Raw genomic sequence first — 21,412 nt, 5'->3', positions numbered from 1 at the left:
ATAGCGGGCAATCGCGCTACTTGCCGGGGCCTTCCTCGAACAGCGAGCCCCACATCTGATCCACGCGGGCCTTGATCTCCGGGGCCATGGTGATCGGGGTGCCCCATTCGCGCGTGGTTTCGCCGGGCCACTTGTCGGTGGCGTCGATACCCATCTTCGATCCCAGGCCCGAGACCGGCGAGGCAAAGTCGAGGTAGTCGATCGGCGTGTTGTCGACCATCACGGTGTCGCGGGTCGGGTCCACGCGCGTGGTGATCGCCCAGATCACTTCCTTCCAGTCACGAACGTCGATGTCGTCATCCACCACGACGATGAACTTCGTATACATGAACTGGCGCAGGAAGCTCCAGACGCCGAACATGACGCGCTTGGCGTGGCCGGCGTACTGCTTCTTCATGCGGACCAGTGCCATGCGGTAGCTGCAGCCCTCCGGCGGCAGGTAGAAGTCGGTGATCTCGGGAAACTGCTTCTGCAGCAGCGGCACGAACACCTCATTCAGCGCCACGCCGAGCACGGCCGGCTCGTCGGGCGGCTTGCCCGTATAGGTGGAGTGGTAGACCGGGTCGTGCCGCATCGTGATGCGATCGATCGTGAAGACCGGGAACCAGTCCTGCTCGTTGTAATAGCCGGTGTGATCGCCATACGGGCCTTCCAGCGCGTGCTGGTAGCCGGACGGGTGGTTCGGATCGGGCTGGATGTGGCCCTCGAGGATGATCTCCGCCGATGCGGGCACCGACAGCTCGGACAGCGTAGGCGTGATACAGCTGGCCAGCGCGGTGCGGCTGCCGCGCAGCAGGCCGGCGAATTGGTACTCGGAGAGTGTGTCGGGCACGGGCGTGACGGCCCCGAGGATCGTGGCCGGATCGGCGCCCAGCGCCACGGCGATCGGAAACGGCTTGCCCGGGTTGGCCAGCGCGTGCTCGCGGAAATCGAGCGCACCGCCACGGTGGGCGAGCCAGCGCATGATGACCTGGTTACGGCTGATGACCTGCTGGCGATAGATGCCCAGGTTCTGGCGCTTCTTGTGCGGGCCCTTCGTCACGACCAGGCCCCATGTAATGAGTGGTGCTGCATCGCCGGGCCAGCAAGTCTGGATTGGCAGGCGCGCGAGATCGACGTCGTTGCCTTCCCAGACGATCTCCTGACACGCGGGGCTGCTCACGCGCTTGGGCGCCATGTCCCATACGGATTTGGCCAGCGTAAACAGTTTGCCGGCTTCACGCAGGCCGCGCGGCGGCTCCGGTTCCTTGAGGACCGAGAGCACGCGGCCGATGTCGCGAAGATCCTCAAGCGACGATGCGCCCATGCCCTGCGCCACCCTCTGTGTCGTGCCGAACAGATTTGCCAGGACAGGCACCTTATAGATATCGCCATTGTCACGGCGGGGTTGCTCGAACAGGACGGCCGGGCCGTTCGCGCGCAGCAGGCGGTCGCAGATCTCGGTCATTTCGAGGTTCGGAGACACCGGTGCTGCCACGCGTTTCAGCTCGCCACGCTGCTCGAGCTGGCTCATAAAATCGCGCAAGTCTTTGTATTGCATAGTGAAATCGATTTGGGGTGCGGTGTCGCGAGGGGTCATGGCGCGACGTTTCCAATGTGTGTGACGATACACACGCCATCGCAAAGGCGCAAAAAAATCGTGCCGGCGCGCGAGTTGAAATTGTAAATAAACTGCGAGGCCGGTCAGGTGGGGAAGGGGGAGCAATACTAGGCCCGGCTTATGATTCCGGGTTTGCGGGTGCGATGACGGCCGCCCGGAGGTCGTTGTTACATATATATAAAAGTAGTGTTATTGCAATTTGTTATGCTTGACGGGTTATAAAAGCGTTCCTACAATCCGGTCTGCTCTTCGAAGTGTTGCGCCGCAACATGGCTTTTCGTCCTCTGTCAATAGGACGCTTGCCAAATCGCTGCGAATACAACACCTCAATTGATTGCGATCACGAGGCTGCCGGGAGTAGCCCGATCGACGATCACCCTGGCGGGATGCCGGGGCATGAATGAGTGCTTAGTGGCAGGGTGCGGCTCCCCAGGTTCGTACCCTGCTTCTCGTTGGGCGCATGGGGAGCGCCCGCCAACAGATGCTGGACACCCCTGCTAGGTGGCGCAGCATCCTTACTTGAGTACGTTGAGATCGGGCTCGCGCAGTTGTCAGGCGCGCGCAGCGGGCAGCGGATGGAGGTAAGCATGAGCGGTTGGAAAACCCTTCATCTTCCCGGTATCGGGCGGGCATTGCAGGTCCGCTTTAGACAACCGGTTCCCGGTGTGAGCCGCGCACTGCAAGTGCGACTGGCCCATCCGGTGGCAGGCCGCGCGTTGCTGCGCGGTGGCCGCACAACCTTGAAGTACACCCTGAACAGTCTCGGGGTGCTGTCGGTGGCCGCAGCGGTCACCTTGACCGTCAGCCAGCAATGGCGGACCTCGCTCGCCGGTGCGCTGGCAGGCAACGAAGCCCCTGCCGTGCTGGTGGATGCCGCCATGTCGAAGGATTCGATCAGCCATGTGCCGCCCATGTCGGCGGATGTGGCCGCGTCGCGCCTGGTGGCCGCCGTGGCCAGCCATGGCAGTTCGGGCCTGCCGACCGTGTCGGGCGTGGACGAATGGAGCCAGACGGCTGCCGGCAAGGTGCCGTCCGTGGCGCATCTGGCCGCGCAGATTCCGGTCCAGCGCGTGGCGCTGGACGCCCGCAACACGGCTGCGCTCGGCTCCGCGCGTGAGCAGGCTGCCGTGGCCGAGTACATCGCCCGCAAGTACCGCGTGGCGACGCAGGCGACTGCGCAGCTCGTGAAGGCCGCCTATATGACGGGTCGCGAGGTCGGTATCGATCCGCTGCTGATCCTGGGCGTGATCGCGATCGAGTCGAGCTTCAATCCGTACGCGGAAAGCGGCGTTGGCGCGCAGGGCCTGATGCAGGTCATGACGAAGGTTCACCAGGACAAGTACGAGGCCGTGGGCGGCGTGTCCGCCGCGCTGAATCCGTACGCCAACATCAAGATTGGCGCGCTGGTGCTCAAGGATTGCATCGCGCGTGCCGGTTCGATCGAAGGCGGGCTGAAGTACTACGTGGGTGCCACGACCAATACCGACGGCGGCTATGGCGCCAAGGTGCTGGCCGAGCGCGCGCGTCTGCGTGCCCTGCTGGGTCTGCCGAACACGGAGAAGGCACCGGCCGTTTCCGATACCAAGACGCAGGCCGAGCATCATCAAGGCACCGAGAAGCTCGAGGCGTCCGGCAATACGGCCCAGTCGGCCTGAGCAGCGGATTCTCGTCGCTCATGAAAAAGGCACCCCTTGGGGTGCCTTTTTCGTTTGATGCCTGTGAAAAGGTGAGCAACCCAGGCAATCCGCGCAGGCGCTACCACTACCGCAGGAAATGATGCAATCGCTGCATCGCCTCCTCGATGTTCTGCATGGACGTCGCGTATGAAATCCGGATGTAGTCGTTGGCGGTATGCGGGCCGAAGTCCGTGCCAGGCACCATGACCACGCCGGCATCGTGCAGGATGGCCTGTGTCAGACGGTCGGCGTTGCCGGCAGCGGGATGATTGACGTGGCGGCAGTTGGCGTAGACGTAGAACGCGCCGTCTGGCTTGACCGGCACGCGCAGACCGAGTGCTTCGAGCGCAGGGACGATGGCATCGCGGCGGCGGCGGAATTCCGCCTTGCGCTCGTCATAGATCGCCAGTGCTTCGGGCGTGAAGCAGGCCAGCGCGGCGTGCTGGGCCACGGCCGACGCACAGATGAACAGGTTTTGGGCCACCTTCTCGAATGCCGGCACCAGCGAGTCGGGCACCACGAGCCAGCCCAGGCGCCAGCCGGTCATGTTGAAGTACTTCGAAAAGCTGTTAACGGTCACGACGTTGTCGTCGAGCGAGAGCGCCGAGACCGGCGGTGCGTCGTACGACAGCCCCTGGTAAATCTCGTCGAGGATTGCGAAGCCCTGACGCTTGCGGACCTCGGCCAGGATGGCCTTGAGTTCGTCGGGCAGGATCGACGTGCCGGTCGGGTTCGACGGCGATGCCAACAGCACGCCCCGCGTGTTCTCGCCCCAGTGCTCGATCACCTGGGCCGCCGTGAGCTGGAAACGTTCTTCCGGGCCGCTCGGGATCATCTTCGCGTGGCCATCGAATGCCGCCACGAAATGCCGGTTGCAGGGGTAGCTTGGGTCCGGCATCAACACCTCGGCGCCGATCTCGACGAGTACGGCGCAGGCCAGCAACAGCGCGCCCGAGGCGCCGGCCGTGACAATCACGCGTCGGGCCGGGACATCGATTCCATAGGACGTCTTGTAGTAGCCAGCGATGGCTTCACGCAGCGCGTGGATGCCAAGCGCGCCCGTGTACTGGGTGACACCGCGGCGCATCGCGGCTTCGGCAGCGTGAATGACCGGCGCGGCAGCCGTGAAGTCGGGCTCGCCGATACCCATATGGATGATGTGGCGCCCGGCGCGTTCGAGTTCGGCGGCCTGCTTGGCCAACTCCATCACGTGGAAGGCGTCGATGTTGGCGAGGCGGGAAGCGGTGGCAAGGCGCTGAAGATCCATGGCAATCGGGACTGGCCCGTCAGAGAGTCAGAGAAGGGATGGCATGGCGCATCGTCATCGGTTGCGCCCGCCGAACATCGGGTGACCAAACGAAAACACCCGCCGGGGCGGGTGTTTTGCCGGTGCTGAGCATATTCGAATGCCGCGCACCGAAATGCAACATCTGTTTTAAATGCGCGAATTAACGTCGAGCTGATACTTCTGGCGCCCGCACCTGCGCGGCCAGCTTGTCGAGCACGCCGTTGACGTACTTGTAGCCTTCCACGCCGCCGAAGGTCTTGGTCAGTTCGACAGCTTCGTTGATCACGACCTTGTACGGAATGTCCAGGCAGTGCACGAGTTCGTAGCTGCCAACCAGCAGCGCGGCGCGCTCGACCGGCGACAGTTCGTCGACCGTGCGGTCCAGGAACGGCTCGAAGGCCGCCGTCAGACGTGCTTCCTCGCGCACGGCGCCACCCAGCAGGGCGTCGAAGTGCTCGCGGTCGGCCTTGTTAAAGCCTTGGGCATCGTGCAGATGAGCCTGGATGGCACCGATATCGTTGCGATTCAGCAGCCACTGGTACAGGCCCTGCAAGGCCAGCTCGCGCGAACGGCGACGCGCGCTCTTCGGCGGTGCCTTCGGCTCGGTGCGGGGCTTGGCGCCAGCCGGCTTGCCGGCTGCCTCGCCCTTGTCGCCGGTGTCGGGCGCGTCACTCATCATCTTCCTCGTCTTCTGCGTCTTCTGCGCCATGCTCGCGCAGCGAATCGAGCGCGACCACCAGGTTGGCCATTTCCACTGCGGCGCGGGCGCAATCGCGGCCCTTCTCGCGGGTGCGGGCATGGGCCTGGGCGTCGGTGTCGACGGTCAGGATGCCGTTGGCGATGGGCACGTTGAAATCGAGGCCCACGCGGGTGATACCGGCGCCGGATTCATTCGAGACCAGCTCGAAGTGATACGTTTCGCCACGCACCACCGCGCCCAGCGCGACCAGCGCGTCGAACTGGCCGCTTTCGGCCATTTTCTGCAGCGCCAGCGGCACTTCCAGTGCGCCCGGCACGGTCACCAGCAGCGTGTCTTCACCTTCGACGCCCAGCTTTTGCAGTTCCGCCATGCAGGCCTCGCGCAGTTCGTCGCAGACGGGCTCGTTGAAACGCGCCTGCACGATGCCGATACGCAGGCCTTCACCGTCGAGGTTGCTCTCGTAGAAGCCGTGATCCATTGTTATTTCTCCAGTGATTCGGTCAGGCAGCCGCGCGGATGCGCCGCTGCCGGGTCAATCGGTACGATCCGTTCCCGGTCAGCCGCGATTCGACTCGCCGCTCATCGGCTGGCAGCCAACGATCTCGAGTTCGTAACCGGTCATGCTCGGCATCTTCTGCGGCGAACCCAGCACGCGCATCTTGCCCACGCCGATGTCGCGCAGGATCTGCGCGCCCACGCCGTAGGTGCGCAGGTCCGGCTTGCGGCGCGGACGGTTCTCCGGAGCATCCAGCGCGGCGAACTGCTCGAACAGCATTTCCGGCGAGTCGCCGCAGTTCAGCAGCACCATCACGCCATGTTCGGCGCCATGCAGCACTTCGAGCGCGGCGGGCAGGCTCCACGAATGGGTGGTGTGGCCGGCTTCCAGCAGGTCGAGCACCGACAACGGCTCGTGCACACGCACCAGTGTCTCGCGGTCCGGCTGGGGCTTGCCCTTGACCAACGCCACATGGGCGCGGCCGGACGGCTTGTCGCGATACAGCACGCTGTGGAACGTGCCCCACGGCGTTTGCATGTCGCGCTCGCCCACCCGTTCGATGATGCTTTCGGTGCGGCTGCGGTAGTGGATCAGGTCGGCGATCGTTCCGATCTTGAGGTCGTGCTCGCGCGCGAACTCGATCAGGTCCGGCAGCCGGGCCATCGTACCGTCGTCCTTCATGATTTCGCAGATCACCGCGGCGGGCGTCAGGCCAGCCAGGGTGCCAAGGTCGCAGCCAGCCTCGGTATGGCCGGCGCGGATCAGCACGCCGCCAGGCTGGGCTGTCAGCGGGAAGATGTGACCGGGCTGCACCAGGTCGCTCGCGCGGGCGTCACGGGCCACGGCGGCCTGGACAGTGCGGGAACGGTCGGCTGCCGAGATGCCGGTGGTCACGCCTTCGGCGGCTTCGATGGATACCGTGAAGTTGGTGCCATGCACAGTGCCGTTGCGTGACACCATCGGATACAGCTCAAGTTGGCGGCAGCGTTCGGCGGTCAGCGTCAGGCAGATCAGGCCGCGGCCGTACTTGGCCATGAAGTTGATCGCTTCCGGCGTCACGAAATCGGCCGCCAGGACAAGGTCGCCCTCGTTTTCACGATCTTCCTCGTCCACAAGGATGACCATGCGGCCGGCACGAATGTCGGCAATGATGTCTTCGATACGAGAGATAGTCATGATTGGGGCGACGTATGAATGGCGAGCGGGATGCTTTTTGGCGGGCAGGGCCGGCGGCGGGATGCGACGATGCCGGCGAAATCAAGGCCGCTATTGTACGCCAAGCCGTGCATGACTGGCCCGCTCCGACCCCGGGCGCCGCGGCGCCACCGCATCCGGGTTGGTCCCGGTTGCACCGGTGTGCGCAAAGCGCCATATCATGAAGCCATGACTTTTGCCATCTAAGGAGATCGCGCATGACACCGCCGCTGCAGGGCATCCGCATTGTCGAATTTGAAGGAATCGGCCCCGGGCCGCTGGCGGGCCGGATGCTGGCCGACATGGGGGCGCAGGTGACAGTCATCGCGCGGCGCCAGCGGGTGGCCGTGGCCGACCAGCTAGGTGGTGACAAGCCCAGCCCGCTGCGGCGCGGCAAGGTCATCGTGCCACTCGATCTGAAACAGCCTGACGATCTGGCCGAGGCAATGCGGTTGGTGGACGGCGCCGATGGCTTGATCGAAGGTAACCGTCCGGGTGTGATGGAACGGCTGGGCCTGGGCCCGGCCGACTGCGCCGCCCGTAATCCGAAGCTGGTCTATGGGCGCATGACGGGGTGGGGCCAGTCCGGCCCGCTCGCGCAGACCGCCGGACACGACCTCAACTATGTGGCGCTGACGGGCATGTTGTCGCTGTCGGCCCGCCCGGGCGAGGCGCCGATGATCCCGCCCACCGTGGTCGGCGATGCGGGCGGCGCGCTGGGGCTGGCGTTCGGTATCGTCTGCGCCCTGCTTGACGCCCGTGCCTCGGGGCGCGGGCGTGTGGTCGATGGCGCCATCGTCGACATGGTGGCGATGCTCGGCAGCATCGCGGTGTGGGTGCGCAATAACGGCCAGCTCGATGGCCCCACACCCAGCCCGTTCCATCAATCGCCGTTCTATGATGTGTATGGCTGTGCCGACGGTGGATTCATCACGATCGGCGCGCTGGAGCCGCAGTTCTATGCGTTGTTGCTGGAGCGGCTCGGCATGACCGACGTCGATCCCGCCGCGCAGTATGACCACGCGGCCTGGCCCGCGTTGAAGCAGCGTTTCACCAGGCTCTTCGCGAGCGAGCCGCGCGCGCACTGGGACGCGCTGCTTGGCGGCACTGACGTTTGCTATGCGCCGGTGCTGAGCATCGCGGAAGCGGCGCGGCACCCACACAATGTGGCGCGCGGCGTGTTCATCGCCCAGGAGGATGGGGCGCTGGACGTGGCGGGCGCGCCGAGGTTTGCGCCGTCAGGGGCGGCCTGACCGGAGCGAATGCGCACCGAGCGCATCGAGCGCACTGAGCGCACTGAGCGGAGAGGGGGAGAACATGAGATACGTAATGACGATCGTCGCGCTGTGTCTGGGTGTCTTCCTGAGTCCTCGCACGATGGCGCAGGAAGCCGCGCTCGAGGAGAGCGTCACGACGGTAAGCCTGCCGCGAGGCACCGAGCTGAGTCTGGTGGTCAGCAAAAAGCCCGGCTCCAGTCCTTCGACGGCGGCGCTGCTGTTTCCGGGCTATCCCGGCGTATTGCGGGTCGAAGTCCAGAACGGGGCGCCGGTCTATCAGCTTCGCGGCAACTTCCTGGTGCGCGCGCGCCGGCATCTGGTGAGCGATCAGGTGATGACGGTGATGGTCGACTGCCCGAAGGACCGCTGGAGCAACTGCGATGACGACTACCGGACGTCGGACCAGTATGCGGTCGACGTAGGCGCGGCGATCGACAAGCTCAAGGCGGACCTTGGCATTGGCAAGGTCTACCTGATCGGCACGAGCTATGGCACCGTGTCGAGCGCCTTCCTGGCGCGCAAGCTCGATGGCCGCATCGACGGCGCGGTGCACACGTCCACTATTACTGACCCACGCGCAGGCCGCAATCGCAATGCGCACGGCCTGCCGATGTGGAACTTCGACTGGACGGCGACGCATGTCGATCAGTTGTTTGTCCACCATCAGGATGACCCGTGTCCGCTGACGCAGTACCGGAGTATCGTGGCCCGGCGTGGAAACATTCCATTGATCACGGTGCTGGGGTCGAAGGGGGCGCGTGGAGAGCCTTGCGAGGCGTTCTCCCAGCACGGCTTCGTGGGACGCGAACAGGTGGTCATGCGGGCGATTGGCGACTGGATTGCCACGCGCAAGGCTGCGGAGACGGTGGGCGAGAAGGGCGACGAGTAAAAGGCCCGCGCTCATAGACCCGCGCTCAAGTCATGCCGGAATTCTGCCGACAACATGGATGCGACTGAATGGCGCAAGTGTTCGCGCCTGCCGTGCCGCACTTGTCAAACTTGAATCAGGCAGAACCCAATGATCAATTCCATCGTCAGTTCGCTGAACGCCTCAGACCCAGGTAGTGATCCCGTAGGCCTCACGATGCTACGCAAGACGCTCGACCTGCAGTCGCAGGGCGTGGCCCAACTGCTGCAATCCATGCCCGGTGTTGGATCGGCTGGCAGCAATCCGCCGCATCTGGGTCAGAACATCGACATCAAGGTCTGAGCCTCACGCAGCGCAGCAAGAGCGAACGGCCACTGGCAATCGAATTGCCAGTGGCCGTTCTGCATTGCGTCGGTGGACGTCGGGTGGGCGCCGGGAGGAGGCGCCGGCAGCTACCGGCGCCATCGATTGTCAGACCAGCGGTTGTCCCGCGTCGGCGGATGCCGACAGCATTCGTTCCACGTACCGGGCGATCAGGTCGATCTCGAGGTTCACGCGCTTGCCCGGTGCCAGCTCGTTGAGCGTGGTGACTTCCACGGTATGCGGAATCAGGTTGATCGAGAACACGCAGCCGTCGGCTTCATCGCTGACGCTGTTGACGGTCAGCGACACGCCGTTGACCACCACCGAACCCTTGTAGGCCAGATAGCGGCCCAGCTCGCGCGGCGCGCGGATACGGAGCTCATGCGATTCGCCCACCGGTGCAAAGCGAACGACCTCGCCAAGTCCGTCCACGTGACCCGACACCAGGTGCCCGCCCAGGCGGTCGGCCAGACGCAGCGCCTTTTCCAGATTGACGCGGCCTGGCTGGTCGAGGCCGACGGTCTTGTCGAGCGACTCGCGTGAGACGTCGACGTCGAATTGGCCCGCGCCCAGCGTAACCACGGTCATGCACGCGCCCTGGATGGCGATACTGTCGCCGATGCCGACGTCGGACAGGTCGAGATCGCCGGCCGCCACGCGCAGGCGCACGCCTGCGTTGACGTCACCGAGCGGTGAGACGGATTCGATGCGGCCAACCGCCGCCACGATGCCAGTAAACATGCTTGCCTCTTCGATGTGTGTGTTTGTTCAGTGTTGGGTATCGGCGCGGCGCGCGATAAGGCGCAGATCGTCGCCAATCTGGCGCACTTCGTGCCAGCGGAATTCGGTCGCGTCCTCAAGCTTCGACAGCGGCGGCAGGTTGAACATGCCCTGCGCGTCGCCAAGCAGCTTCGGCGCCAGGTAGACCAGCAGTTCGTCCGCGCAGCCTTCGCGGATCAGTGAGCCATTGAGCTTGAAACCCGCTTCCACGTGAAGTTCGTTGATGCCTCGCCGCGCGAGTTCTTCCAGCATGCGGCGCAGTTCCACCTTGCCATGCGGATTGGGCAGTACCACGACTTCGACGCCACGTGCCTCGAGCGCGCGCTGGCGGGCCTTGTCTTCGATGGCACAGAAGACCAGCACGGGCTTGGCGAAGTCGCCGGTATCGCGGTTGAGGATCTGCGCGTCGAGCGGCACTTCAAGCCGTGAGTCGACAAGCACGCGCTGCGGCTGCCGCGGCGTCGGGATGGCACGCACAGTCAGTGCCGGATTGTCGTCGCGGACGGTGCCAATACCGGTCAGGATGGCGCAGGCCCGGGCGCGCCAGGCGTGCCCGTCGTCGCGTGCGGGCTGGCCGGTGATCCACTGGCTTGTACCATCGTGCAGCGCAGTGCCGCCGTCGAGGGATGCAGCTACCTTGACGCGCACCCAGGGAAGTCCGCGCGTCATGCGCGAGATAAAGCCGATATTGAGATCCCGCGCTTCCTTTTCCAGTAACCCGCAGCGGACGTCGATGCCCGCGTCGCGCAAGCGCTGCAGGCCACGGCCGGATACGGTGGGATTCGGATCTTCCATGGCAGCGACCACGCGCGCGATACCAGCGCGCACCAGCGCGTCGGCACATGGTGGTGTGCGGCCGAAGTGGCTGCACGGTTCCAGCGTGACGTAGGCGGTGGCGCCAGCGGGATCATGGCCGCGCGAGATCGCGTCCTTCATGGCCTGGATCTCGGCATGATCCTGGCCGGCCGGTTGCGTGTAGCCTTCCCCGATGACCAATCCGTCCTTCATCAGCACGCAGCCGACACGAGGGTTCGGCGTGGTGGTGAACATGCCACGCGCGGCGAGCGCGAGGGCCTGTTCCATGGCGGTGTAGTCAGCGGCGGAAAACATGGCGTGGGATTCTGGCCAAAGGGTTTGTCGGGAATCCGCTCCGGTCAGTCGCAATCGACATCGATGCCGGGCCGGCAGATCCGGATGCGCCCCTGGGCACCGAGCCGGACCTGACGCTGCGCGCGGTGGCAGCGCAACTGGAACGTGGCGGCCAGAAAGCCGCCTTGCTCAGACCGTGAGTATCCCACAGGTGTCAAGCGCAGGCTTTGTGCGCCCGCAGGGCCCGCCGTGCTGCGGAGCGTGATCCGCAGGCACGGATCGCTGGCTCTGACGACCGCGAGCGAAGGCTCCATGTCACTGTCCAACTGCCAGCCGCCATCCAGCGTGTGGGCGCCTGCCAGGGGGCCGATACGCACTTCAACGCGGCGACTGGCCGCGATTGTGCGTGCCAGCGCCAGTGACGCGGCCAGCCGGTCCGCAGCATGGGCCACCGTCTGCTCCGCAGTCAGGTTGCGAAGCACCGGCCACGCGGCGATGGCCAGGATCGCGCTGATGGCCAACGAGATCAGCAGTTCGGGCAAGGTGGCGCCGCGTTTGGCGTTTCGGGACGCGTGGCCTGTGGTTCGCATGTCAGCACTCCCAAGGCAACGGAATGGCGGCGGCGTCCGCCGTGGGCATGGAGAGCCACTCGCCATTGCTGCGCAGGACCAGCGTGCCACACGCTTTGTCCACATGCACTGGGGTGGCGCGTATCTCCACACAACGCGACAGATCGAGTCCGGCACAGCTTGTGGCAGTCAGCCAGTGGCGCGTGTGGGCTGGTGGGGGCGGTACGGGACGCGGCCACTGGCCGGCTGGTGTCGCCGCGCCCGGTGTGCTGGCGAACGAGGTGGTGAGCAGGGCGTGCCGCTCGAGTGAGAGCATCGCGGAAACCAGCTCGGCCCGTGCCTGTACGCGCCACGCGCGTTCCAGATGATGTCGCCATGCGGGCATCGCCAGCGTCGACAGGATCGCGCCGATCAGCAGGGTCACCAGTAGTTCGGCAAGACTGAAGCCGGTCTGGTGGCCACTGATGCTTCTAAGTTGAGCGAGGTTCATGGCTCGGTCCGGATCAGTTCGCGCCAGCCAAGGCGTCCGCGCCGGCGCCGATAGTGCGTGTTCTGCGCGAGATGCGCGGTGCTGCCGTCGACCTGCCAGATGCCGAGTTCGAATGTGTCGAAGGTCGAGCTGCCGGGCACGACCGGCCCGCCGTTCGAGGTTGGCGATGCCACGGCGATTGGCGTGCCGAACCGGTCATCGAACGGCACACCGGTTACGGCGCGCACGAGCGTACCGTCCGGGGCCGTCTGCATGACCGACTCTCCGCTGGCCGCTTCGATCAGGTAGCTACGAGTGCGCCCGTCGGGTGTTAGCGTGGTGAAGCTCAGATGCGCAGGGCCAACGTCGTCCAGCGTCGTGATCGATTCCCCAGGATGGGGGAGTGCAAGAGTCCAGCCATTCGCGCCGGTGTCCAATTGGGGCTGGCCCGTTCGGAAGATCACGCCATCGCCTGACACGCTGGCGTCGATCCGTGAGGGGGTGCCGCGCGGACCGCGCCCATCGGGAATTGCGGAAAGCTCGCCACCGCCCGCGTAGATGACGAGCGGTCCGCTGGACGGATGCATGACGATTGGTGCCTCGGCGGTGGCACTTCCGCGCTGACGATGCAGGCATCGTGCTGGCTCCGCCTGCTGCGTCGCGCCAAGGTGATCGAGTCCGAATCGCCAAAGTCTGCCCGTGTCGTCGACGACGTATGCGGCACGAGCGTGGCCACTTGCGTTGGCAAGTACGCTGGCTGCGAGCAGCCGGGTCCCGGTGGTGTCGGCACCGCATCCGGTCGAGGGCAGATATAGCCTTGGCACTGTGCCGGATGGGAGTCCATTCACGATGGGCCGGTCAAGCGGCAGCAAGGCAATCCCGGCAGGTGAGCTGGCTTCCGGCGCCGCGGTGACAATGGTCAGCGCGGCCCAGCGACGTGCGCCGTGTTCGATCCACATGAGTGCGCGTATCGGGCCCTGGCCTGTCAATGGCAACGTCTCGGAAGCAGGAATCTCCCAGAGCAGCCGGATCGGCGCTTCGCTTTCCGGTGACGAGACATCCAGGGCGAACACGGCGGCCGGCTGCCTGTCCGTCGACGGGATGCCGCACAACAACAGCGTCCGCCAGACTCCGGATGGATCCGCGTCGATGCTGTCCGGGCGCGGGCAAGGCGCCACGGGCATGGCGCCACCCGGTACGGTGAGGGCGGCGGAACCAGCTAGCGCGGCGCGCGGGAGGAATCCTGCAAGCTCCTTGCCGGTCACGGCATCGAAGCCATGCACGATGCCGTCGCGCGTACCGATCCAGACGGTGACCGGGCGGCTTGCGTGACGCAGGCGAAATTGGGCGTGTCCCGGTTGCATCGGCAGCCAGGCTGGGGCTGCCACAACGCGCACGCGGGCGCCGGCGCCGCTGGCCAATCGCGTGTCGCGCGGGCGAAGTGTGGCGTCCGTCCTGTCGCCTCGCAACCATGCAAGTCGCCTCGTGCCATTGCCACTGGGCTCGGGGGTGCGAAGTACTGCCTGGGCGTCGGCGTCAATGGTGTGCCAATGGAGTGGCACAAGGTGATCGCCACCGAGGTATAGCCTGCGCGAAGCGGTATCGCGCCAGTCGAGCTCGGCGCCCGCCTCCCATTTCGTGAGCACGGTGGAAGTGTGGATGCGCGCGGTGCGGAAGACGACTGCATGGAGCCGGCCGGTCCATGGAAAACTGCCTGCCGAGATGCGATAGCTGAGCGGAAGCTGACCGGTCGTGGAGCCATGGCTGGGGGCGGTCATGCTCAGCCAAAGTACCAGGATGACGATGCCGCCGAAGCATGTGCGATGGTGCATCACGGCTGGAACTCCGTCTGGAGCAGTGCTCGGACGCCGGTGTCGCGCCCAAAGCCCAACGCCGTGATGCGAAAGCGCGGCCAGGCGTCGGCTGTCAGGCCAGTTCGATCCTCAAGGGGTTCGATCACGTAACGAGGTGCCGTAGTCGCTCCGATGACATCGGCGGGCAGGATTGGCATGGTGATACCCGTGAACGTACCGGCATCGATGCCGAGATCTGCCGGCAAATTGCCCTTGAGCCAAGGCATCCATGCCGTCATGTCGCCATCGGCCATGCACAGTCCGCGTTGTGCTCCCGTCCCACACGTTCCGGGCGTTGGCCATGACGCCAGTCGCTCGCCGCCGACCTCCGCGATGGCGGCGATGAGATCCGCTTCCGCGTCGAGTAGCGCCACCTCGGCCGCGCGGAATGCAATCTCGCGGTCCAGCCACTGGCTCGTCATGCTTCGCCCGGCAAACAGCAGGTGCGCGGCGGCGGCGCCGATGCTAGCCATCATCAGCAGCAGGGTGGAGAGGAACGCCAGCAGCGCCGCACCGGAATGTGCGCGGAGGTTCAGCATAGGGCTTCCCGGCATCGAGACGGATTGCGTAGACGAACAGTCGTGGTGAGGGTTCGTTGTCTCGGCGCGCGACTGACAGTCGGGCGCTGTCCCTGGACGACGAGCGTGACCTGTACCGCTCGCACGTGATGCCAGGCGAGTTGTCGCTGTCGCGCCACGTCTTGAGCGTCAAGCAGAGCGGAGACGCGCTCACTCTCGCCTTGGCCATCGCCCTCATCGACCATGCCGAAACGCAATTGCATCGACTCGACGCCGCGCACAAGGGTGCCGGATGTGTAGGCGTGTGCCTGCGCGCGGTTGTCGCTGCGGCGCGGGTAACGGCACAGCAACTGGGGAACGCCGTCGCTACCCTTGCCGATATAGAAGACGTTGGTCGCGGCATGGTGTGCCGGCGGTGCGATGCCGTCGCCAACTGTTCTTGCGGGCAGCGCGTAGCCACTGCAGTCAGTCATCGTGCCGTCGGCCAGGCTTGGATCGGTTGCGCGACCGCTGCCGGAAAACCGCACGAGCAGTGCATCGCTGCCGCGGACGCCGCGTCGCCCACATTCCATCCCGTCGTCGATCGACGGCGCACCACAATCGTCACGGCCTTCAAGCGGCGCCTGTGGGGCGGGGTGTGCGGGCTCCAGCGCAACATGCGCGGGAATCCAGCCCGCATGCCGGATCGCATGGGCGATGATGGCCAATGCGCGCTGACCGCGCTCTTCGATCTCGATCCCGTCTGCCACACTGGCATAGGCGTCCCGCATGACTTGCCACATGGTCAGCGCAGCGAGCATTGCAATCGTGCCAAGCGCGACACCGATCATCATGCCCACCAAGGTGAAGCCGTGATGCTGCGATCTTGCCCTCATGGCGCGACCCACAATGCCAGCCGGGTAGGCATGGTGGCGACTCCGGCTGCATCCGTCGGAGAACGGCTCTCGATGGTTGCGATCGCGAGGCGTTTGTCTGGCACGCAACGCTCTTTCTGCTCGGGCAATCCGCAAAGTGGGATCGGGAGCGCATCGTTGCCGGGTGGCTGCAATGCCATTGCACTTGCTTCGGCCAGTTCAGCGGCCCGCATCAGAGCGGTGGTCAGGCGTTCCTGTTCAGCGGTCCAGCGCAGCGAGACCGTGCCGAGCATCCCCAGCGGTATCGCGCCCAGGCCGATGAAGGCCAGGCTCAGCAATGCTTCGAACAGAACGTGACCTCGGCACGAAGTCAATGAAGGGGAACGGGGGGGAAGGCGGGCAACCATGGCGTATCGGTTCGATTAGAACGGAAGGCCACGATAACGGCGGGGATGGTGTCAGGACGTGTCTGGCTGTGGAGGATTGGTGTCAGTGTGTTTCCGAGTCGAGCCCGGAAACATCTGAGGGAGTGCCAGAGTCGCCAAGGGCGTGGCATCACGCAAGTTGGGCTTTAGAGGTCCGGGTTTGCGCACGCGCCATGAGGCGGACTTGCACGCGCGCTCGCTTGCCTGTCTCTAGCCAAGAGCGGCAAGTGGTGATCAGCCAGCTTTTTTGCGGTCCTTATTACCCCTTTCGTGGGGTAGATGACGAGAATTCGTCGAGCATTTCCCGGAATTCGGAAACGTCCTCGAAGCTGCGATACACGGAGGCAAAGCGGATATAGGCGATCTTGTCGAGCTTGCGAAGCTCACGCATGACCAGTTCGCCGACCTGGCTGCTCGGGATCTCCTTCTCGCCCAGAGCCAGCAGTTTTTCTTCGATGCGAGTGATCGCTTCGTCGATGGCCTCGGCGGAAACTGGCCGCTTGCGCAGTGCCAGCCGCATCGAATCCTTGAGCTTGGCACGCGCGTAGTCCACGCGCGAGCCATTTTTCTTGACGATGGCGGGAAAGAACAGCTCGATCCGCTCGTAGGTGGTGAAGCGGCGGTCGCAGGCTTCACAGCGGCGTCGGCGGCGCACGGTATCGCCATCTTCCGAGACGCGGCTGTCAAGAACCTGAGTGCTGGAATGACCGCAGAAGGGGCATTTCATGCCTGACCACCTGAAAGTAAGAGCCTGACCGCATTTTGCATCTTCGATTTCTGTTGCGGTCGTGCTGGTTGTTGAAACGGCGCTGCCACCTCAGAGGTGGCAGCGCCGTTCGTGTGCGCTAACTATAACGCGATCGACTGGCGAATCAGCCGTAGACCGGGAAGCGACGGGTCAGTGCGGCAACCTGTTCGCGCACGGCGGCGATGTTGGCCTCATCGTGCGGGTTGTCCAGCACGTCGGCGATCAGGTTGGCCACCTGGCGGGCTTCTTCTTCCTTGAAGCCGCGCGTGGTCATGGCCGGCGAGCCCAGGCGGATGCCCGAGGTGACGAACGGCTTTTCCGGATCGTTCGGGATCGCGTTCTTGTTCACCGTGATATGGGCGTCGCCGAGGATCTTCTCGGCTTCCTTGCCGGTGATCTTCTTGGCGCGCAGGTCCACCAGCATCACGTGGCTTTCCGTACGGCCCGATACGATGCGCAGACCGCGGGCGATCAGCGTTTCGGCCAGTGCGGCGGCGTTCTTGACCACCTGTTCCTGATACGCCTTGAAGTCCGGCTGCAGCGCTTCCTTGAAGGCCACGGCCTTGCCGGCAATCACGTGCATCAGCGGACCACCCTGGATGCCCGGGAAGATGGCCGAGTTGATGGCCTTCTCATGCTCGGCCTTCATCAGGATCACGCCACCGCGCGGGCCACGCAGGCTCTTGTGGGTGGTGGTGGTCACGAAGTCGGCGTGCGGCACCGGGTTCGGGTACACACCGGCGGCGATCAGGCCGGCATAGTGGGCCATGTCCACCATGAAGTAGGCACCAACAGCCTTGGCAACCTTGGCGATGCGTTCGAAGTCGATGCGCAGCGCGAAAGCCGATGCGCCGGCGATGATCAGCTTCGGCTTCTTCTCGTGGGCCAGCTTTTCAAGCGCGTCGTAGTCGATGTCTTCCTGCGCGTTCAGGCCGTAGCTGACCACGTTGAACCACTTGCCGCTCATGTTCAGCGCCATGCCGTGGGTCAGGTGACCGCCTTCGGCCAGGCTCATGCCCATGATCGTGTCGCCCGGCTTGAGCATGGCGAAGAACACGCCCTGGTTGGCCTGCGAGCCCGAGTTCGGCTGCACGTTGGCGGCTTCGGCGCCAAACAGTTGCTTCACGCGGTCGATGGCGAGCTGCTCCACCACGTCCACGTACTCGCAACCGCCGTAGTAGCGCTTGCCGGGATAGCCTTCGGCGTACTTGTTGGTGAGCTGCGAACCCTGGGCGGCCATCACGGCCGGCGAGGTGTAGTTCTCGGAAGCGATCAGTTCGATGTGGTCTTCCTGACGCTGGTTTTCCTTCTGGATCGCGGCAAAGACTTCGGGGTCGATCTGCTCGATCGTGAAGCGGCTACGTTCAAACATGGCGTGACTCGTCTGTTTAAAAGGGAGAGCGGATGGCACGGCCGGTACGAAAACCGGATGCCTGTCGACGCTACTCTGTATTGCGGGATTTTCGCGTATTAGGGCGCGCGGGGAAGGCACTGGCGTCCAGCACCGGGGGCGCGAAAACGCGACCAGCCGGTGCAGGGCGCACCCTGCTTCCCATTCGCTGCCCAGGCGAGCGGCAGGCGCATCGAATATCACGCCCAATGAACTTGCGCTTCCTCGTGGTAGTACCCACTGACTTCGCCAGTCGCGCAAGGTGGAATGGTTGCCGCAGAGTTTACGCGAGCAAGCGGCTTGCTGCAAGACGATGGCCGGCCCGGATGTGCGCCCGGCCCTGATCCGGCAAGGCCTGGCGAGGATTGGCTCGCAACTTGCTGTTGCAAAGTCACACACGGGTTTACCAGTGCACTCCGTTACAATGCCCGCCATGCCAAATTTCGTATGGCCGCTGCGCGTGTATTGGGAAGATACCGACGCAGGCGGCGTGGTGTTCTACGCCAACTACCTCAAATTCTTCGAACGGGCCAGGACCGAATGGCTGCGCTCGCTCGGCGTCGAACAGCAGAGCCTCGCGGATTCGTCCGGCGTGGTCTTCATCGTCCGCAGCACCACTGTGGAATACAATGCGCCCGCCCGGCTGGACGACCAGCTCGAGATCCGTACGCATATCGAACGCGTCGGACCGGCGTCGGTCCAATTTGCCCAGGAAGCCTGGCGTGGCGAGCTGATGCTGGCCGCCGGCCAAATTCGAGTCGGATGTGTCGATAAAAGCACGTTCCGGCCGACCCCGATTCCTGCCCCTGTTCTCGCCACTATCAAAAACGCTCGATGAATCCAGTGACCGTCACGCAAGACCTGTCGATCATTTCGCTGGTACTTCACGCCAGTCTGCTGGCACAGGCCGTCATGGCCCTGCTGCTGGTGATGTCCCTGTTCTCGTGGACCTACATTTTCCGCAAGCACCTGGCACTGCGCGCCGCGCGCACGCAGACCGAGGGCTTCGAGCGCGATTTCTGGGCAGGCGGCGACCTGCAGGCGCTCTATAACAGTGCGGTCAACAATCGTCACAACACCGGCGCCCTGGAACGGATCTTCGAATCGGGCATGGGCGAGTTCCTGAAGGCACGCGAACGCGGCAATGAGGCCGGCGCGCTGCTCGACGCCGCCCGTCGCGCGATGCGCGCCGCGTACCAGCGTGAAATGGACGTGCTCGAATCCCACCTGCCGTTCCTGGCGTCGGTCGGTTCGGTCAGCCCTTATATCGGCTTGTTCGGCACGGTCTGGGGGATCATGAACGCATTCCGCGGCCTGTCGAATGTGCAGCAAGCGACTCTCGCGTCAGTGGCGCCCGGTATCGCCGAGGCACTCGTGGCCACCGCGATCGGCCTGTTTGCAGCTATCCCGGCCGTGATCGCCTACAACCGGTATGCCACGGAAATCGACCGTCTGGCCATCCGGTTCGAAAGCTTCATGGAAGAATTCCTGAACATCCTTCAGCGCCAGACGCGTTAAACCGAGAGCGGGGGAGCACCAGTCATGGCAGCCATTCAGCGCCGCGGCGGATCACGCCGTCGGGCCAGTGCGGAAATCAACGTCGTGCCGTATATCGACGTGATGCTCGTGCTGCTCGTTATCTTCATGGTGGCAGCACCAATCGTGAACCCGGCCGTGGTGGACCTGCCGTCAGTGGCCAATGCCACACCGCAGCAACAGACGCCGCCGATCATCGTCACCGTGCACGAGGACGGCGAGCTGACCGCGCGTGGCAAGGACAACGCTGGCAACGCGTTCGAGCGCAAGCTCGACAAGCGCGGCCTGATCGATTTCGTGCGCCAGCGTCAGAATGAAAATCCGGACCAGCCGGTGGTGATCGCCGCCGACCGCTCCGTCAAGTACGAAGCCGTGCTCGACGTGATGTCCGTGTTGAAGGCCGATGGCGTCAAGCGCGTCGGCCTGATGGTGAAGTCCAAGTAAGCGCCCCAACGTCGCAACTCAAAGTGGCCAGCCTTTCGTCCCGTCATCCGCATCAACGGCCCGCGCGCGCGGTGGAAGCCGCCGCCTATCCGTACCAGCCAGTCAAGGAACGCGGCACGCTTCGCTCGTTCCTGTTGGCGCTGGTGATGCATCTGCTGCTCGGCATCGTGCTGTACTACGGCGTGCACTGGCAGAGCAGCACGCCGGTGGGTGCCGAGGCGGAGCTTTGGGAAGAGGTGCCGGACGTCGCGCCTGCACCACCACCTCCGCCGCGCCCGGTGGAACTGCCGCGTCCCACGCCGCCTGAGCCTGCCGTGCGCAGCAAGGTCGAGGAAGCGGCCGATATCGCCCTGGAACGCCAGAAGCGCAAGCAGGCCGAAGAGGCCGCCGAGCGCGAAGCGGCGAAGCAGGAGGCCGCGCGCAAGGAGCAGGAGCGCAAGGACCAGGCGAAGAAGGAACAGGAAAAGAAAGACCAGGAAAAGAAAGACCAGGAAAAGAAAGACCAGGAAAAGAAAGACCAGGAAAAGAAGGAAGCCCAGCGCAAGGAAGACCTGCGTCAGCAGCAGATCGAGGCGCAGCGCAAGGAAGACGCGAAGAAGAAGGCCGACCAGGAACGCAAGGAAGCCGCGGACGCCAAGGCGAAGGCGGAGGCTGATCAGAAGGCGAAGGCCAAGGCTGACGCGGATGCCAAGGCGAAGGCCGATGCCGAGCAGAAATCCAAGGCGAAGGCCGACGCCGATGCCAAGGCCAAGCGTGACGCCGCGGCCAATGCCCAGCGCAAGAGCGAACTGGCCCGCCTGCAGGCAATGGCCGGTGGCGGCGTTTCGTCCGGCGGTGGCGTCGGCAGCGCCGCGGGTTCGGGCGCCGGATCGGGAGGCAAGGCTTCGCCGGGCTACGCCGACCGCGTGCGTCGCCGTGTAAAGCCGAACATCATTTTTGGTGGCGATGTCGAGGGCAATCCCGCAGCCGTGGTGTCGGTCTCGCTGGCGCCGGATGGTTCGCTGCTGTCGGCGCGACTGACCAGGTCGAGCGGTAATTCGGACTGGGACAACGCCGTGCTGCGTGCAGTGCAGCGCTCCGATCCGCTGCCGCGCGATGAGGACGGCAAGGCACCCGCAAACTTCACGATTACGTTCAAACCGAAGGATTGAGCGGGCGAACCGTGTCGATAACGCCATGTTTTGCAACATAATGCAACCTTCATCGTGGGCGTTAGGTCCCACCGCTACCATGAATGGTTGCCTGACGCGGCCGGCAGCGTGCAATACGTACGCT

The 21,412-nt window shown here is 64.6% G+C and carries 23 protein-coding genes and 1 riboswitch; of the genes, 8 read left to right on the top strand and 15 right to left on the bottom strand.

The genetic code is table 11. The features are described from left to right. Positions 1 to 16: 16 nt before the first annotated feature. Positions 17 to 1,540, bottom strand: coding sequence for a 4-hydroxy-3-polyprenylbenzoate decarboxylase (ubiD, locus tag WD006_RS11915; protein WP_029307294.1), 1,524 nt, complete (start codon positions 1,538 to 1,540; stop codon positions 17 to 19). Between the two features lie 647 nt (positions 1,541 to 2,187). Here ubiD and WD006_RS11910 point away from each other — a divergent pair. Further along, positions 2,188 to 3,255 carry a lytic transglycosylase domain-containing protein gene (locus WD006_RS11910; protein WP_024569961.1) on the top strand — a complete coding sequence of 356 codons (1,068 nt, stop codon included), beginning with the start codon at positions 2,188 to 2,190 and terminating at the stop codon, positions 3,253 to 3,255. A gap of 106 nt (positions 3,256 to 3,361) precedes the next feature. On the opposite strand, the gene WD006_RS11905 is transcribed toward WD006_RS11910, so the two are convergent. From WD006_RS11905 to ribBA, 4 genes are all read right to left on the bottom strand, one after another. After that, the gene (locus tag WD006_RS11905) at positions 3,362 to 4,543 is read right to left on the bottom strand and encodes a pyridoxal phosphate-dependent aminotransferase (protein WP_011517268.1); all 1,182 of its coding nucleotides are present in this window, start codon (positions 4,541 to 4,543) and stop codon (positions 3,362 to 3,364) included. A 181-nt stretch (positions 4,544 to 4,724) separates the two neighbouring features. Continuing rightward, on the bottom strand, positions 4,725 to 5,240 hold the full coding sequence (gene nusB / locus WD006_RS11900; protein WP_008642244.1) for a transcription antitermination factor NusB: 516 nt from the start codon (positions 5,238 to 5,240) through the stop codon (positions 4,725 to 4,727). Beyond that, positions 5,233 to 5,742 carry a 6,7-dimethyl-8-ribityllumazine synthase gene (gene ribH / locus WD006_RS11895; RefSeq protein WP_029307296.1) on the bottom strand — a complete coding sequence of 170 codons (510 nt, stop codon included), beginning with the start codon at positions 5,740 to 5,742 and terminating at the stop codon, positions 5,233 to 5,235. The genes nusB and ribH overlap by 8 nt, the downstream gene beginning before the upstream one ends. A gap of 78 nt (positions 5,743 to 5,820) precedes the next feature. Further along, positions 5,821 to 6,936, bottom strand: coding sequence for a bifunctional 3,4-dihydroxy-2-butanone-4-phosphate synthase/GTP cyclohydrolase II (gene ribBA, locus WD006_RS11890; protein WP_011517266.1), 1,116 nt, complete (start codon positions 6,934 to 6,936; stop codon positions 5,821 to 5,823). Positions 6,937 to 7,172: 236 nt separating this feature from the next. Between ribBA and WD006_RS11885 the strand changes: the two genes are divergently transcribed. The 3 genes from WD006_RS11885 to WD006_RS11875 all read left to right on the top strand — a co-directional run bounded on the left by WD006_RS11885 (position 7,173) and on the right by WD006_RS11875 (position 9,441). Then, entirely contained in the window at positions 7,173 to 8,207 is a 1,035-nt protein-coding gene (locus tag WD006_RS11885) for a CaiB/BaiF CoA transferase family protein (protein WP_375198942.1), read from the top strand. Positions 8,208 to 8,271: 64 nt separating this feature from the next. After that, positions 8,272 to 9,120: an alpha/beta fold hydrolase gene (locus tag WD006_RS11880; protein WP_375198941.1), complete on the top strand. Its 849-nt coding sequence runs from the start codon at positions 8,272 to 8,274 to the stop codon at positions 9,118 to 9,120. A 129-nt stretch (positions 9,121 to 9,249) separates the two neighbouring features. Further along, on the top strand, positions 9,250 to 9,441 hold the full coding sequence (locus WD006_RS11875) for a YjfB family protein (protein ID WP_011517263.1): 192 nt from the start codon (positions 9,250 to 9,252) through the stop codon (positions 9,439 to 9,441). A 129-nt stretch (positions 9,442 to 9,570) separates the two neighbouring features. On the opposite strand, the gene WD006_RS11870 is transcribed toward WD006_RS11875, so the two are convergent. The 10 genes from WD006_RS11870 to glyA form a co-directional block, all read right to left on the bottom strand. Next, complete coding sequence (locus WD006_RS11870) at positions 9,571 to 10,203, bottom strand: riboflavin synthase (protein ID WP_186424875.1); 633 nt, start codon at positions 10,201 to 10,203, stop codon at positions 9,571 to 9,573. A 27-nt stretch (positions 10,204 to 10,230) separates the two neighbouring features. Continuing rightward, complete coding sequence (ribD, locus tag WD006_RS11865; RefSeq protein ID WP_017514438.1) at positions 10,231 to 11,352, bottom strand: bifunctional diaminohydroxyphosphoribosylaminopyrimidine deaminase/5-amino-6-(5-phosphoribosylamino)uracil reductase RibD; 1,122 nt, start codon at positions 11,350 to 11,352, stop codon at positions 10,231 to 10,233. 44 nt (positions 11,353 to 11,396) lie between these two features. After that, positions 11,397 to 11,921: a GspH/FimT family protein gene (locus WD006_RS11860; RefSeq protein WP_011517260.1), complete on the bottom strand. Its 525-nt coding sequence runs from the start codon at positions 11,919 to 11,921 to the stop codon at positions 11,397 to 11,399. A gap of 1 nt (position 11,922) precedes the next feature. Continuing rightward, positions 11,923 to 12,390 (bottom strand): type IV pilin protein, encoded by a 468-nt coding sequence (locus WD006_RS11855; protein ID WP_375198940.1) that lies wholly within the window; start codon positions 12,388 to 12,390, stop codon positions 11,923 to 11,925. Further along, the gene (locus WD006_RS11850) at positions 12,387 to 14,201 is read right to left on the bottom strand and encodes a pilus assembly protein PilY (RefSeq protein WP_375198939.1); all 1,815 of its coding nucleotides are present in this window, start codon (positions 14,199 to 14,201) and stop codon (positions 12,387 to 12,389) included. The genes WD006_RS11855 and WD006_RS11850 overlap by 4 nt, the downstream gene beginning before the upstream one ends. Further along, positions 14,201 to 14,761, bottom strand: a complete 561-nt coding sequence (locus WD006_RS11845) for a pilus assembly protein (protein WP_029307298.1) — start codon at positions 14,759 to 14,761, stop codon at positions 14,201 to 14,203. The genes WD006_RS11850 and WD006_RS11845 overlap by 1 nt, the downstream gene beginning before the upstream one ends. Next, positions 14,755 to 15,615, bottom strand: a complete 861-nt coding sequence (locus tag WD006_RS11840; RefSeq protein ID WP_029307299.1) for a PilW family protein — start codon at positions 15,613 to 15,615, stop codon at positions 14,755 to 14,757. Before WD006_RS11840 ends, WD006_RS11845 begins: the two co-directional genes overlap by 7 nt. After that, the gene (locus tag WD006_RS11835; protein ID WP_029307300.1) at positions 15,612 to 16,001 is read right to left on the bottom strand and encodes a hypothetical protein; all 390 of its coding nucleotides are present in this window, start codon (positions 15,999 to 16,001) and stop codon (positions 15,612 to 15,614) included. The genes WD006_RS11840 and WD006_RS11835 overlap by 4 nt, the downstream gene beginning before the upstream one ends. A 277-nt stretch (positions 16,002 to 16,278) precedes the next feature. Next, complete coding sequence (nrdR, locus tag WD006_RS11830; protein ID WP_011517254.1) at positions 16,279 to 16,746, bottom strand: transcriptional regulator NrdR; 468 nt, start codon at positions 16,744 to 16,746, stop codon at positions 16,279 to 16,281. Between the two features lie 145 nt (positions 16,747 to 16,891). Then, the gene (glyA, locus tag WD006_RS11825; RefSeq protein WP_029307301.1) at positions 16,892 to 18,139 is read right to left on the bottom strand and encodes a serine hydroxymethyltransferase; all 1,248 of its coding nucleotides are present in this window, start codon (positions 18,137 to 18,139) and stop codon (positions 16,892 to 16,894) included. A 182-nt stretch (positions 18,140 to 18,321) separates the two neighbouring features. Continuing rightward, a riboswitch (ZMP/ZTP riboswitch) is annotated at positions 18,322 to 18,424 on the bottom strand. Positions 18,425 to 18,590: 166 nt separating this feature from the next. Here glyA and ybgC point away from each other — a divergent pair. From ybgC to tolA, 4 genes are read left to right on the top strand one after another with little or no spacing between them, the layout of a single operon-like run. Continuing rightward, on the top strand, positions 18,591 to 18,995 hold the full coding sequence (gene ybgC / locus WD006_RS11820; protein WP_008642267.1) for a tol-pal system-associated acyl-CoA thioesterase: 405 nt from the start codon (positions 18,591 to 18,593) through the stop codon (positions 18,993 to 18,995). Beyond that, complete coding sequence (gene tolQ / locus WD006_RS11815) at positions 18,992 to 19,675, top strand: protein TolQ (RefSeq protein ID WP_011517252.1); 684 nt, start codon at positions 18,992 to 18,994, stop codon at positions 19,673 to 19,675. The genes ybgC and tolQ overlap by 4 nt, the downstream gene beginning before the upstream one ends. A gap of 24 nt (positions 19,676 to 19,699) precedes the next feature. Further along, positions 19,700 to 20,137 (top strand): protein TolR, encoded by a 438-nt coding sequence (tolR, locus tag WD006_RS11810; protein WP_011517251.1) that lies wholly within the window; start codon positions 19,700 to 19,702, stop codon positions 20,135 to 20,137. A 23-nt stretch (positions 20,138 to 20,160) separates the two neighbouring features. Further along, positions 20,161 to 21,288, top strand: coding sequence for a cell envelope integrity protein TolA (tolA, locus tag WD006_RS11805; protein WP_035832503.1), 1,128 nt, complete (start codon positions 20,161 to 20,163; stop codon positions 21,286 to 21,288). Positions 21,289 to 21,412 lie beyond the last annotated feature (124 nt).

Origin of the sequence: Cupriavidus sp. Met-2, assembly GCF_049843575.1 — a bacterium.
Taxonomy (GTDB): Bacteria; Pseudomonadota; Gammaproteobacteria; order Burkholderiales; family Burkholderiaceae; genus Cupriavidus; species Cupriavidus metallidurans.
The sequence above is the reverse complement of the archived record's forward strand: the minus strand, read 5'-3'. Positions and strand labels throughout refer to the sequence as shown.

Excerpts from the sequence above, each read along its gene's own strand:
- ubiD (WP_029307294.1), bottom strand. The coding sequence starts at position 1,540 with ATGCAATACAAAGACTTGCGCGATTTTATGAGCCAGCTCGAGCAGCGT.
- WD006_RS11910 (WP_024569961.1), top strand. The coding sequence starts at position 2,188 with ATGAGCGGTTGGAAAACCCTTCATCTTCCCGGTATCGGGCGGGCATTG.
- WD006_RS11905 (WP_011517268.1), bottom strand. The coding sequence starts at position 4,543 with ATGGATCTTCAGCGCCTTGCCACCGCTTCCCGCCTCGCCAACATCGAC.
- nusB (WP_008642244.1), bottom strand. The coding sequence starts at position 5,240 with ATGAGTGACGCGCCCGACACCGGCGACAAGGGCGAGGCAGCCGGCAAG.
- ribH (WP_029307296.1), bottom strand. The coding sequence starts at position 5,742 with ATGGATCACGGCTTCTACGAGAGCAACCTCGACGGTGAAGGCCTGCGT.
- ribBA (WP_011517266.1), bottom strand. The coding sequence starts at position 6,936 with ATGACTATCTCTCGTATCGAAGACATCATTGCCGACATTCGTGCCGGC.
- WD006_RS11885 (WP_375198942.1), top strand. The coding sequence starts at position 7,173 with ATGACACCGCCGCTGCAGGGCATCCGCATTGTCGAATTTGAAGGAATC.
- WD006_RS11880 (WP_375198941.1), top strand. The coding sequence starts at position 8,272 with ATGAGATACGTAATGACGATCGTCGCGCTGTGTCTGGGTGTCTTCCTG.
- WD006_RS11875 (WP_011517263.1), top strand. The coding sequence starts at position 9,250 with ATGATCAATTCCATCGTCAGTTCGCTGAACGCCTCAGACCCAGGTAGT.
- WD006_RS11870 (WP_186424875.1), bottom strand. The coding sequence starts at position 10,203 with ATGTTTACTGGCATCGTGGCGGCGGTTGGCCGCATCGAATCCGTCTCA.
- ribD (WP_017514438.1), bottom strand. The coding sequence starts at position 11,352 with ATGTTTTCCGCCGCTGACTACACCGCCATGGAACAGGCCCTCGCGCTC.
- WD006_RS11860 (WP_011517260.1), bottom strand. The coding sequence starts at position 11,921 with ATGCGAACCACAGGCCACGCGTCCCGAAACGCCAAACGCGGCGCCACC.
- WD006_RS11855 (WP_375198940.1), bottom strand. The coding sequence starts at position 12,390 with ATGAACCTCGCTCAACTTAGAAGCATCAGTGGCCACCAGACCGGCTTC.
- WD006_RS11850 (WP_375198939.1), bottom strand. The coding sequence starts at position 14,201 with ATGCACCATCGCACATGCTTCGGCGGCATCGTCATCCTGGTACTTTGG.
- WD006_RS11845 (WP_029307298.1), bottom strand. The coding sequence starts at position 14,761 with ATGCTGAACCTCCGCGCACATTCCGGTGCGGCGCTGCTGGCGTTCCTC.
- WD006_RS11840 (WP_029307299.1), bottom strand. The coding sequence starts at position 15,615 with ATGAGGGCAAGATCGCAGCATCACGGCTTCACCTTGGTGGGCATGATG.
- WD006_RS11835 (WP_029307300.1), bottom strand. The coding sequence starts at position 16,001 with ATGGTTGCCCGCCTTCCCCCCCGTTCCCCTTCATTGACTTCGTGCCGA.
- nrdR (WP_011517254.1), bottom strand. The coding sequence starts at position 16,746 with ATGAAATGCCCCTTCTGCGGTCATTCCAGCACTCAGGTTCTTGACAGC.
- glyA (WP_029307301.1), bottom strand. The coding sequence starts at position 18,139 with ATGTTTGAACGTAGCCGCTTCACGATCGAGCAGATCGACCCCGAAGTC.
- ybgC (WP_008642267.1), top strand. The coding sequence starts at position 18,591 with ATGCCAAATTTCGTATGGCCGCTGCGCGTGTATTGGGAAGATACCGAC.
- tolQ (WP_011517252.1), top strand. The coding sequence starts at position 18,992 with ATGAATCCAGTGACCGTCACGCAAGACCTGTCGATCATTTCGCTGGTA.
- tolR (WP_011517251.1), top strand. The coding sequence starts at position 19,700 with ATGGCAGCCATTCAGCGCCGCGGCGGATCACGCCGTCGGGCCAGTGCG.